Consider the following 12,381-nt stretch of genomic DNA (forward strand, 5'->3'; position numbering starts at 1 on the left):
TCCTTCTAATTCACTCATAATGCAGCCCGGATGGCCTGAAAGCTGATAGTGCAGACTGCTGTTGTGAAAATCTTTAAAATGGTTGGGTGGGCTTACAGGACGCAGGCTAACTGGTTAATCTTCTGATCTCTGTCCCAAAACCTCAAGAAAATCCGCATCATCTTTTACGTCTTCAAATTCAGGAAGATTAAGGAAGAATTTATAATATCCTCCTCGATTTAAAACATTGCGCTTTGTTGTTTGTTGAGCATATCTCAGGTGATACAAAGTCTGACTTCGATCTTTTTCGGAAGCCCAGATACAGGTGGCAAGAAAAAAATGTGACCCACCGCTATCATCTTGCTCTATAGCTATTTCCAGAAGCCGTTTGGCTTGTTTATATCTTTTTGCCCACATGAGACATGCACCCAAATCATGGGCTATCCAGGCAAGGTCAGATACGGATATTTTCTTTTTTGGGTTTATGACATTTCTCTCAACGAGAGAAATTGTCTCCTCAGAAAGCTGGTCATATTGATCCCAAAAGCTCTGCTTGCGATAAACCTCAAGTTTTGTCGTAATTGCTCCAAGCCAGAATTGTATGTAATGCTTCCATTCGGGATCCTGGTTTATCTCGCCAAGTCGATTGGCTTCCGTCATAGCTTCAGGAAATTTCTCTGCCATTGCCGCGACCTCAGATCCTGTACGTATAAATATGCAAAGATCCTGCCGGTCAATTTGGGCAGATTCCGTTTTTCCCAAAACATTGTAGTAGAGCTTAAACCAATCTTCGCCCTGGTTTTCTACTACCCAGCATCTTGCTTGAGTACTATCAAATAGGGTTTTTACCATGTGACCAATGGTCAGTTCCGCACGCGCCCATTTGTAAAATGCTTTCTGTTCCTCAATTGCTTCGCTGTTCCGTCTCATAACTGCGAGCGTATCAACCAAATGCCAGTTTGACCAGAATCTCTCCTCTACATTGGGCGCAGCATCGATATATGTTCGATGAAGAGAAATGCGTTTCTCCAATCCGTCCTGTCCCAAATATCTGTAGATGTCGTCGGCTAAGTGAACTAACTCTGGAGTCAAGTGGGAATCAATTTCAGTCTCAACTTCCAGACACATTTGGCGTAATGGAGAATCGTCAGACGATAAGGGATTGGACTGCGAGTGTTCAAGAAATTCGCTGAGTCTGATACGCATTTCTTCAATATTAAGTGGCATTGTTGTTCCCTTTCTGCATCGCACGATGCCAGGTCTTCGGCTATGCCAGTGGTTTTCCCCAGACTACTCTCGTCTGCGATTGGAAACTGAGAACGCCTTCATCATCAGCAAAGTCCGATAGAATGCTCGATAGCTACGATGCCGCCGATACACGATACCTGTCTCCTGGTCAGTTGTGTCGCAGTGCTATGACTGGATTTGCCAGGGACGCCCTAACAGCCTGGTACCCCACTGTTAAAAGTGCGATCAACGCCGATAGAATACCGTTCAACACGAATAGATCCCATCCCATTGCTGTCCGATAGGCGAAGTTTTGCAACCATCCATCACCCAGTAGGCCATCGGCCAGGCGATCAAGTTGGCCACAACCACAAGCTTCAAGAACTCTTTGGACAGCATTGTCACGATGTTCAACGACGAAGCACCCAACACCTTGCGTACACCGATCTCTTTGGTTCGCCGTTCCGCTGTGAATGCGGCAAGACCAAAAAGCCCCAGGCAAGCTACCAGAATAGCCAGTCCAGAGAAGATGTGGAACATTTGTCCCAAGCGCGTCTCGGCTTCGTAAGCCAGGGCGAGTCGATCATCCAGAAACTCGAACTCAAATGGCGCGTCCGGCACAAAGCGATGCCACGTCTGTTCGAGAAATTTTATGGTTGATGGCAAATCTTTGGTATCGATTCGGAGTGCTAAATGTCGAAACCAGCCTCGGCGAAAGTAGATGCCGGTTGGCCCTATCTTTTCGTGTAAAGAACCCAACTGAAAATCCTCTATCACGCCGACGACTGTCAATTCGCCTCTCCAGAATTTCGCGGTCATCTGGCGACCGATAGGACCTGTTCTTGACGCTAAGCCATCACCTTTCCATCCCAACATCTGGATCGCTGATTCCGTAAGCAACATATCCATATTCCGCTGATCGATTGTAGGCCCGTGAGGAATCGCATTCTCTGTGATACGTCCTGCGACCAGGTCAATCTCAAAGGTATCCAGAAAATCTTCATCCACCTCCTGCATCGGTATGAACAGAACATCCATATTGGCATCTCCTTTCGGATGAAGATCCCGCAAGGGTGGGCCTCCTTCCACCGTCATTCCACCTTCTCCAGTCATTCCGCGTGTCCCCATGGTAAACCGATATGCCGTAGCTTTTAGTACGCTCGGATGCGCCAGGAATGCCTGCTTTACTGTCTCGTATCTGACAGCGAGATGTTTCAGGTAGTCAGATTCTGTTCTTGCGTGGCGAGCAAAAATTGGCATCACGATGATCTGATCGCTGCGATAGCCGAGGTTTTTAGTTCGAAGATATGAGAGTTGCTGGGAAACAGCGTCCGTACTAATCATCAGTAGAATCGACAGCGCGAACTGAAACACCACAAGCCCTCGCCGCAACCAGACGCCACTCGCGCCTGATTGTAAGTCGGCTTTAAGTACATTACCTGGATGAAAGGCCGAGAGAAGGAATGCCGGATAGCTCCCGGCCAGTAGGGTAGTCAGAAGCCATATACCCACCAATGCAAACCACAACGAGGCGTCCATTTCCAGAGCCAAATCGCGGCCCATAAATCCGCTGAACCAGGGCAAGGTCAATTCGGCCAACGCCAGGCCCAGTACCATAGCCAGAAGCGTCAGCAGCATTGATTCTCCGAGGAATTGCAGGAACAACTGTCTCTTGAAGGCGCCAACGACTTTGCGCAAGCCCACTTCTCGTGCCCGTCTGGCAGAACGGGCGGTGGATAGATTCGTATAATTGATACACGCAATCGCCATCATAAAGATGCCCACTGCGGTAAGCATCATGACATGGTGAATATTCCCGTTACTCTCTATGCCATAGTCCACGATCGAATACAGATGCGATTCTGTCATAGGCTGAAGGTGATATGCGGCCATTGACTTCATATCTTCGCCGAGATACCGCGCGATAGAATTCGACATCTTGCGTTCGAGTGCCTCGACATCTGTTCCGGATTTGAGCCGAATAAATGTTGGGAAACCAGTAAACGCTGATCTGCGCAGCCAGTCGTCCCACAGGTTAAATGATCCTGGCGTGCAATGCACCATCTCCAGATGAAGCGTGGAAGTTTTGGGTAGGTCTCTCAGTACGCCCAGGATTTGATACTCTCCTCTGACTGAGGTTTTATCAAACCGGATCACCTTGCCTACCGGATTCTCTCGACCAAAGATTCGTCTGGCCGCCGATTCCGTTAACATTGCGGTGTATGGGGTTTTGGAAAGTGCCTGAATATCGCCTGACACGGATGACAGGCCGAACATCTCGAAGAATCCAGCATTCACCAGGTTGACAGACAGATCAAATATTTTGTCCTCAGACCGAGCCACAACGTCTCTGGTAGATATCTTGGCCGATAATTCTACTTCCGGGAAATCCCGCACGAGAGCCGGTCCCAGTCTGCCCGATGTCGCCCAGCTAAAAGTCGATCCCGATCCCCCCGCCTTCGGTGTCTCTCGAATCACGCGATAAATGCGATCCGCTTCAGGGTAGTCTTGATCGTAGCTTAATTCATACTGAACGAATAAGTAGATTACGATAAAACAAGCTAGCCCGACGGCCAGTCCGCAGAGGCTGATGAACGAATAGAGCTTATGCCGAAGCAGATTCCGAAAAGCGACCGTCAAGTAATTCTTGAACATCACATCCCCCTGATCTATTCTGTCCGCAATGCGTTTATTGGATTGGTTGTCGCCGCTCTGAAAGCATGGAAACTGATTGTCGTGAGAGAAGCGACGATCGTAATAATTCCGCTTAAAAGAAATGGCTCTATGCCCAATTGAATCCGGTAAGGAAAGCTCTCAAGCCAGCGGCTCAGGAGATAGAATGCGATCGGCAAAGCAATGAGATTTGAAGCGACGATCAACTTCGAAAACTCGCTGAAGAGCAATAGTACGATGTTTGATACAGAGGCGCCCAGGACCTTTCGTACGCCGATCTCTCGGGTTCGAAGTTGAATCATGAAGGATGAGAGACCGACGAGTCCTAAACAAGCAACGAAGATGGCGATTAAAGAAAATGTGCCGAAGATCTGGCCCAGTCGTATTTCTTCTCTATAGTAAAAATCCAAACGCGCATCAAGGAATTCATAGTCGAACGGACGCTGAGGGAGAAAACGGTGCCAGGTTTCTTTGAGGAATTCCAGGGTTTCGGGCACACCCTCTGATGCGATCTTCAGATGCAGGATTTTCATATTCCAGTGTTCTGTTGTGAATACGGCTGGCTCGATTTCCTCATGAAGCGTGCGTAAATGAAAGTTTTTCACAACGCCGATGATCGTTCCTCTCGTTCGTCCTGCCCATTCAAATGACTGTCCGACGGGATGAGTCAATCCCAGACGCTTTACGGCGGCTTCGTTGAGAATGAAGTACTCCTCTTGTCCCGTCCTGATTCGTTCTCGATGTGCGATGGCCGTGTACTCCCTTGGGAACGTCTTCCCATCCACGAACGGAATTTCATACAGATCGAAAAAATCCTCATCCACTGGAAATGTCCGCATCTCCAAAAATTCAGCCATCTCTGGCGTTCTGAATTTATAGTGTGCTGACCAGTCCTGTAGATAAAATCGCGACGTTGAAGCCTTCAGAACATTGGGGTGCTCGAGGAAGCCCTGCTTTATCGTCTGAAACCGTTTTTTTAACTGGGTCCCGAGTGGTCCAAGCTCTTCGACGCTACCGGCTACCTGGAAAATTGGCAACAGGACAATATGGTCTCTATTGAACCCAAATTGCGTGCGGATAAAAGATAGCTGGCTGGATATCACCAGGGTGCCCACAATCAGAATGCTGGATATTGAGAACTGAAGGATGACCAGCACTTTTCGAAGTCGGCCTCTTTTGCTCGATCCAAGCTGAGGGACGCCCTTGAGGGTACTCGCCGGTTGGAAACCAGAGAGGAAAATGGCCGGATAGAGTCCCGCCGTAAGGCCGACAATCAAAGCCAGTCCGAGTGACGAAACTGCAATCGAGGGGAAGTCTCCTGAACTGATGAACAGAGGTCGGTCGATAAAGGATCGGAATACAGGTAGCGTGAGCACAGTTAGAACAAAGGCGACCAGTAGCGCAAGTAGGGACAGCAGCAGGGACTCCCCTAAGAATTGCCTGATCAGTTGGCCCCGGGTTGCTCCTACAACCTTTCGCAGTGCGACCTCTCTGTTTCGGCTGATCGACAGGGCCGTGGACAGATTCACGAAATTCATTGCGGCAATGACGAGAATAAGGACTCCGATGAGCGAGGCTTGCTCCACGGTTCCCAGGCTCCCATACGGCCGCTTGATGATATAGCTGAATGTCTGTTTGAGAATGCCGAATCGGTCTCCCGAGAGCAGATAAATGTCGGTTACACGCTGAAGATGATAGGCATTGGTCCTCGCAATCTCCTCGCCCATATGTCTCAGCATTGCGTCATTCAGCTTTGCTTCAAGGCTCTTCAAAGAGGCGGTTTCGGAAAGGCGCAAATAGATCTCAACGCGAGCGGCTCCCCGTGGAAGCCATGTGTCCCAGTATCTGAATTCATTCCTCAGACTCTCCGGAGAGACGAGAAAATCAAAAAAGATCGTAGATGTATTCGGGATATCCTTCAGAACACCTGCCACACAGTATTCCCCTCCGAATAAGTAGTTTTCTACTGAAAGGACCTGACCGATGGGGTTCTCGCTTCCAAAGAATCTTTGAGCTGCGGATTGCGTTACCAGGATTGATCCCGGTTCCCTGAGCACCCGCTGGGCTGGTCCTCCGGTATGGATGGGAAAGTGAAACGTCTCCAGAAGCCCTTCATCGGCCAGACATAAGATCTGTTCAAACACCCTGTCTTGATATTTTATCCAGGCGTCACGGCGATGCAGACGGACGACTTGATTTACTTCTGGCATTTCTTCCCGAATAACCAGGCCAAGCGCGCCAGACAGTCGCTCTGAGTATGTGGATTGACCCTGTTCGGATCGCGTCTCTCGTAAGACGCGGTAGAGCAGATGAGAATCTTTGTGAGAGCGGTCATAACTAAACTCATGCTGGACAAAGAGCGCGATAAGCATCACAGTGGTCATTCCTATGGCAAGTCCCGCGATATTCAATACAACATATTGCTTGTTTTTCAGCATATACCGAATCAAGACTGCGATATAGTTCTTCAGCATGAAGCGATCTCCGGAAGTCTTATGCCAGTGGCTTTCCCCAGACTACTTTCGTCTGTAATTGGAAACTGAGAATGCCTTCGTCTTGCCTCTCCGGTCACTCATAACGCAGCGCATCAACTGGATTGGCGCGTGCAGCGCGGATGGCTTGAAAGCTGATGGTGCAGAATGCGATCACAAGCACCAGCAGGCTTCCGGCGAGAAAAACGCCTGGATCCAGATCAATTCGGTAGGCAAAACGGTCCAGCCAGGACCGGGTGAAGAGATATGCGGCAGGCCATGCCAGCAGACTTGCGATGATGATGAGCACTGCAAATTCCTTCAGGAGGAGAGTTAGAATATCGCCAGACGATGCTCCAAGGACTTTGCGAACGCCGATTTCTTTGGTGCGAACTTCTGTGGTGTAGGCAATCAGGCCCAAAAGCCCCAGACAGGCGACAAAAATGGCCAGGCCCGAAAGATAAGTGAAGGCCGTCTGAGTACGCATTTCGCCGCGGTAGAAGTTGTTTAAAAAATCATCGACAAAGAGGAATTTGAAGGCGTGAGCCGGTACAAAGTCCTTCCAGACTGATGCGAGAAAGTCCAGTGTTTTGGGCAGGTTGTCCATACGCACTTTCACGGTGACATAATCGTACTCGGGTCGATATACAAGCATCAGGGGTCGCACGGGATTGTGCAGACTGCTGTTGTGAAAGTCTTTGAAAATACCGATGACAATGAAATCCCTACCCCAAACGCGCAGGACGGTACCCGGTTTTGCGCCGCCCAGTGCCTGAGCGGCTGTTTCGTTCAGGAGTAAGTTTAATTGATCCTTGTCAGTTAGGGTCAATGGTCTGCCTTCGAGGATGGGGATGCCATAGACCTCGGTAAATTTGTGATCCACCGACAGGTAGTGGACATTCACAGAATCTGCGTGGTCCAGCCGTCTGACCAACCAGCGGTCAGTATTATTTTCATAACCGGGCGGAGCCAGAGAAACGGTCGCGCCCAGAACGTCGGGACTTGCTTCAAAACGGTCTCGAATGCTTTCAAAGTGCTTGCGTAAGCGTCGGTCTTCTTTAATCAGGGGCATTGTAATTAAGCCCTCTTTTGCAAACCCGAGGTCGCGTGTGCGAATATAGTTTGTTTGCTGCCAGGCAATGAGGGTACCGATGACGAGGGCTACCGAAATGGCAAATTGGAAAATGACCAGACTCCGTCGGAGTTGGGACCGTCCGCCGATCTTCTGTCCTGATCCCTTTAGAACTTGTACAGCAGCAAAAGATGATAAGAACACCGCTGGGTAGATACCGGCAGTTAGACCGACAAAAAGTGCGAGCAATGCAGCACCGACGACAGACCAGATGTTTATTTGTAAAGAAGAAATTAGCAGGTTGTTGACTGTGGGAAGGGTAAGCTCGACAATGGCAAGTGCCAAAATAGCCGATATCCCGGCGAGGAGAATTGTCTCTCCGAGAAACTGGACGACAAGCTGGGCGCGTGTGGATCCCACGGCCTTGCGCACACCAACTTCCAGGGCGCGGTTCGCTCCCCGTGCTGTGGAAAGGTTTACGAAATTGACACATGCCAGTGCCAAAATGATTGCTCCTATAAGGCCAAAAGTATAGCAGCGGTTGATGTCCCCCTGCACAAGACCGTCCTGTTGGTCCAACACATCCATCTGTAATTGGAAATCGCGTCGGGCATACAAATGCTGATGACGCAAGGGCATAAGGTCGTAGGTGTCACGCGGGTCTGCGCCATTGCCCAGATGACGGCGTGCAAAATCATGGAGTTTGGAACGAAGAGATGATAGAGAGGCATCGGGCGCGAGCCGAACAAAGGTTTTCAGAACAAGGAATTTTGTTGCGGGATACCACTGCCTTCTCCATGGTGGACTTCCGGGTCCTGAGGTTCCTTCATAAGTGATTAACAGGTCAAACACAAACTCACCCGATGTAGCAGCCGGCTGGTCTCGGAGAATACCACCGATGTAGAAGTCGCCTTCCACCCACTTGTAGTAAATCTTGAGCGTTCGCCCGATAACTTCAGTGGTGCCAAAGAGCTTTTGTGCAAAACTTTCTGTGATATAGACGGATCCAGGTGTTAATTCGGGTGGCTGGCTTCCGTCAATTAATGGGAAGGTGAAAAAGCGCAGGAAATTGGAGTCGGCCACAGTACCGCGCACATCAAAGCCGCGATCTTCAAGACCAGCCCACATGGGCCGCGTGATGAAGTGGGTCATATCCTCAATTTCGGGCAATTCATCGACAAGTGTGGAGCCAGCCCGATATTGAGTGCCGAATGGATAGTATGGCAGGCCGCCACCTGATGGGTGTACAAATCGCATTACGCGATGAATACGGTCTATGTCCCGATGATAGGCGTCATAGCTGAACTCGTGCTGCAAGAACAGACCGACGAGGATACAAGCTGCCATCCCCACGGCAAGACCAAGGATGTTGACGAGCGTGTAAAGGCGGTGTCGAAAAAGATTGCGGAAAGATGTGCGGAGATAACTCAAAATCATTTTGGCCTCATTCTGAATTGTGAGAACATTGCTTTTTTAACGCTCTAATAGCCAATAATTATTTTCCACCCGAAGCTATGAATATACCGATGCTGGCAAACTCGCTGCCACAACTCGACTGCGCTTCGCAACACGTACCGATGCTGTCAATATATATGTCTCTCAGTCCCGCGCTCTGAAACCATTCTGCGATATCTGCTCTTTTGAAACCCATCCAGCGGTCGTGGTGTTCTTCTCGCAAGAAGTCGAATTCGTGTTCGTCCAGGTCCGTGATTACCAGTTTACCGGCAGGCTTCAGGATTCGGACCATTTCTGCGATTGCTTCTGACGGGGATTCAACATGGTGGAGATACATGTTGGCAAAAGCATAATCAACTGTTGCATTGGGTATGGGCAAGTTTTGGGCTTGTCCAACGCGATAGTCAATCGTCTCAATGTCCGCAAATTTTCTCTTCATTTCTTTTAAAATTGCTTCAGACTGGTCAACTGCAATGACCTGAAGTCCCTTCTGTATCAGACCTTCGGAGATAAAGCCTGTGCCCGCGCCGATGTCAGCGGCAGTTTTGCCTTTTTGGACAGCAGCGGTAGAAAGTGCTTCTTCCCTGACTTCATCGGAGAAGAAACTTTCGCGCATTTCGTCCCAGTCCTGAGCAACGCGATCAAAGTAGTCCTTACTGTTCATTAGTGTTTATTCCTTGTGATAAAAGGTGAATCAGGAATACCTGAATAGATGGGTTTGCCATCTCGATAAGGGGCTTTGTTGCGTTTGATTGAACAGCTTCAAAGAGGCTCGAGCGTCCAGGCTTTCAGATGGTTGCAATGGGTTGCAAAAGGTGTATTCGAGTCCACCTCTGTCTTCTTCAAGCGCGTATGATTCCAAACAGTGCATCAGGTCTGGTCGCGCAAGATCAAATGGAACACAATCCGTGGTCGCCAGAACGCCTTCGTGATGGAATCCCGGGACGTCTTTCTCCAGGTTGGTAATCCGCGGCATGCCGTACTGATAGGAGATGCTGAGGAATACACAACCCCCGCTTACCAGGAATTCTCTGGCACCGCGCAGAACGATTCTTCTGTATTCGAATCCGTCATCGTTCTCGCTGGATGGTGGGTTGGCCAGGATAAAATTCACTTTTCCTTTCAGGCTTTCCAGTTCACGTCGGTCCGTGTCGGAAAATGGCTCGAAGGAGTCAGAGCGCATGAATTTGGTTTTGGCTTCGACCCTGTTCAATCGCGCGTTCTCGCTGGCTGTCGCCACGTCTTCTTCAGAGATGTCGAATCCAACTATGCGGTTCACTTCGGGAATTCGACTGGCAGCGATGGAGAGACATCCGCCGCCACATCCCCAATCGATTCCAATACCGTGAAGCAGGTGTTTGTGTACACCGATTGCCTCAATTGAGATACGAGTGGCTGGGGTAATAGGAGACGTTTCGGGTGGATGCTGAAGCGTGATTTCTCCAAGTCCATACGTCGCGTCATCTCTTAGAGTGGTCTGGTGTGACGAGTGTTTCATCGGGGCTTCTTTCTGTAAGGGAAAGTAATCAAGGTCTCTTGATCACTGCCATAATGTGAAGAAAGAGAAGGCTCTGTCTCAAGTCTCTGTATTGCATCAATAAGCGACCGGATTATTTCATCAGGACGATCTGTATCTCTTTCTTCATCAGTTGGACGAAGTCAACATTGTTGGGGTCAAATCCAAAATGCTTGTATCGTATGTTTCCTTCTTTATCAATAACTATTAAGAGGGGAATGCCTTCAACTTCGAAAAGTTGGCCGATACCCGTATCAAAAATAACGGGAAATGTGTAACCCTTTTGCTCAATGAATTTTCGGGCGACATCTTTGGATCGATCCTGACTAATTGTGAGAAAAGCAACGGATGGGTCGTTCTTGTAGAGATTCACTAACTCTTGAAAATATGGCAATTCTGCTAAACAGGGTCCACACCACGTAGCCCAAAAGTCAAGTATTAGAACTTTGCCTTGATAGTCTGACAAAGAGACCTTTTCCCCCTCAAGGGTCTCCGCCTGGAAATCCGGTGCAGGAATACTTTTTTTGATCTGTGCTTCCGAGATTAGTTCATCAATAGTGACGACTTTTTTTTCAGGAACAGATGTTTTTAGCCCGGTAATTTGGCTTCCCAGACGCTCGGCAAACTTACGCACATTCTTATCTTCTCTTTCTGCCAAACTATTTGCGTATGCGACCATTGCATCATCCCATTTTTCTATCTTTTCGTATGTTCTGCCCAACCAGAAATAGCCTTCAGCATCTAAAGCGGAATCACCCATTTTGCCTATTGCTGATGACAAATGCTGAATCGCTTCCGTGTAGTCTTTTTTGACAAATTTGGCACGCCCAAGCAAACTTTCATAATACGCGTCCAACTCTTCAGAGGTCTTTGAATATTCGCTTTGGCTGCGCGGGGAAATACCTCCGTGAGTACGTCCTCACAACTGGCTTGGACCATTGAATTTTTTAGCCCTGTTAAGCAACTGGATTGCTAATGGAATCTCTCTTTTTATTTCAATGAGTTGATAGCCCAGATATGCATAGATTTCATAGTGTCTTGAACCTGAGTTCAAAGCTTGGACTGTTACATCTATTGCTTTGGTTGTATCCGATTTGATCCAGTAGCGATAGAGAAATTGGTATGCTTCGAATGGTGCTCGGCGATCATAAAAAGGAGGGCGAATTTGTGTTACTTTTTGGGCCAGGGCTACAGCTTTTTGAGGATTTGTTTTTTCATAATCGCGATACAAATACACATACACATCAGAAATGGCGTAATCCGTTTGTTCCATTAAAGTCATCGTCTTTTCCAGCAATTCTATTCTTTTTTCGTCGTTTTCTTCTGACTCCGCAAGTGCGCGATAAGCCCAGCAGGCGTCGATTGAATCTGGATATGAAGTGATGATTTCGCGATACAGGTCTTGTGCGCGTTCAGATTTTCCCATAGATGCAAACAACCCTGCTTGTGCATCAAGCAATTCGATTGAATGGGGCTGGATTTTTAATCCCTTTGAAAGGATATCTTGAGCTTTTTCATAATTTTGGTGGTATGCAAAGCGCAACTGAGTATAAGCGGGCGTAAAGGTCGAATCTACAGCTATTGCTTGCTCCAGCAGTTCAATTCTTTCTTCAGAATTCCGATCAAGAATACGAGCTAAGAGAACATATAGAACAGCATTTTGGGGGTCTTTTTTGATCCGTTCTCTGTATTCGGTGCGTATTTCTTCCTTTCTCTCAAAGAAAAAGAACTCGACATTCTGGTAATATTCATGGGGTTTTTGAAAATTAGGATCTAATTCGATGGCCTTTTTGAATGATTTGCCAGCTTTTTCCCATTCGCCTTCGTAAAGATAATCGATCCCTTGATTAAAAACCATTTCCGCTGACTCAGTAGCAAATGCGGTATTCAATGATGCAAAGACCAGAAGAAAAACAAATATGTTGATCGCTTTATACATTTTATCATCTCCTTTTTTGAGTCGAGCATGTGGATGAAAAGAATGCGTT

At 48.1% G+C, this 12,381-nt stretch carries 8 protein-coding genes; all 8 read right to left on the bottom strand.

Annotated elements, in window-relative coordinates:
* Window positions 1-114: 114 nt before the first annotated feature.
* The 8 genes from OXG87_08670 to OXG87_08705 all read right to left on the bottom strand — a co-directional run bounded on the left by OXG87_08670 (window position 115) and on the right by OXG87_08705 (window position 12,332).
* Entirely contained in the window at window positions 115-1,206 is a 1,092-nt protein-coding gene (locus OXG87_08670) for a hypothetical protein (GenBank protein ID MCY3869617.1), read from the bottom strand.
* Between the two features lie 267 nt (window positions 1,207-1,473).
* Window positions 1,474-3,861: an ABC transporter permease gene (locus OXG87_08675; protein MCY3869618.1), complete on the bottom strand. Its 2,388-nt coding sequence runs from the start codon at window positions 3,859-3,861 to the stop codon at window positions 1,474-1,476.
* A gap of 14 nt (window positions 3,862-3,875) precedes the next feature.
* Window positions 3,876-6,353 carry an ABC transporter permease gene (locus tag OXG87_08680; protein MCY3869619.1) on the bottom strand — a complete coding sequence of 826 codons (2,478 nt, stop codon included), beginning with the start codon at window positions 6,351-6,353 and terminating at the stop codon, window positions 3,876-3,878.
* 94 nt (window positions 6,354-6,447) lie between these two features.
* Window positions 6,448-8,859 (bottom strand): ABC transporter permease, encoded by a 2,412-nt coding sequence (locus tag OXG87_08685; protein MCY3869620.1) that lies wholly within the window; start codon window positions 8,857-8,859, stop codon window positions 6,448-6,450.
* A gap of 58 nt (window positions 8,860-8,917) precedes the next feature.
* A complete protein-coding gene (locus OXG87_08690) occupies window positions 8,918-9,541 on the bottom strand; it encodes a class I SAM-dependent methyltransferase (GenBank protein MCY3869621.1) in 624 nt (207 codons plus the stop codon).
* Window positions 9,542-9,571: 30 nt separating this feature from the next.
* A complete protein-coding gene (locus OXG87_08695; protein MCY3869622.1) occupies window positions 9,572-10,375 on the bottom strand; it encodes a methyltransferase in 804 nt (267 codons plus the stop codon).
* A gap of 112 nt (window positions 10,376-10,487) precedes the next feature.
* Window positions 10,488-11,249 carry a redoxin domain-containing protein gene (locus OXG87_08700; protein ID MCY3869623.1) on the bottom strand — a complete coding sequence of 254 codons (762 nt, stop codon included), beginning with the start codon at window positions 11,247-11,249 and terminating at the stop codon, window positions 10,488-10,490.
* 63 nt (window positions 11,250-11,312) lie between these two features.
* Window positions 11,313-12,332, bottom strand: coding sequence for a tetratricopeptide repeat protein (locus OXG87_08705; protein MCY3869624.1), 1,020 nt, complete (start codon window positions 12,330-12,332; stop codon window positions 11,313-11,315).
* Between the last annotated feature and the right edge of the window lie 49 nt (window positions 12,333-12,381).

The sequence above is a fragment of the Gemmatimonadota bacterium genome (assembly GCA_026706845.1).
Taxonomy (GTDB): Bacteria; Latescibacterota; UBA2968; order UBA2968; family UBA2968; genus VXRD01.

Coding starts and splice junctions, on each gene's coding strand:
- OXG87_08670 (MCY3869617.1), bottom strand. CDS start 1,206: ATGCCACTTAATATTGAAGAAATGCGTATCAGACTCAGCGAATTTCTT.
- OXG87_08675 (MCY3869618.1), bottom strand. CDS start 3,861: ATGTTCAAGAATTACTTGACGGTCGCTTTTCGGAATCTGCTTCGGCAT.
- OXG87_08680 (MCY3869619.1), bottom strand. CDS start 6,353: ATGCTGAAGAACTATATCGCAGTCTTGATTCGGTATATGCTGAAAAAC.
- OXG87_08685 (MCY3869620.1), bottom strand. CDS start 8,859: ATGATTTTGAGTTATCTCCGCACATCTTTCCGCAATCTTTTTCGACAC.
- OXG87_08690 (MCY3869621.1), bottom strand. CDS start 9,541: ATGAACAGTAAGGACTACTTTGATCGCGTTGCTCAGGACTGGGACGAA.
- OXG87_08695 (MCY3869622.1), bottom strand. CDS start 10,375: ATGAAACACTCGTCACACCAGACCACTCTAAGAGATGACGCGACGTAT.
- OXG87_08705 (MCY3869624.1), bottom strand. CDS start 12,332: ATGTATAAAGCGATCAACATATTTGTTTTTCTTCTGGTCTTTGCATCA.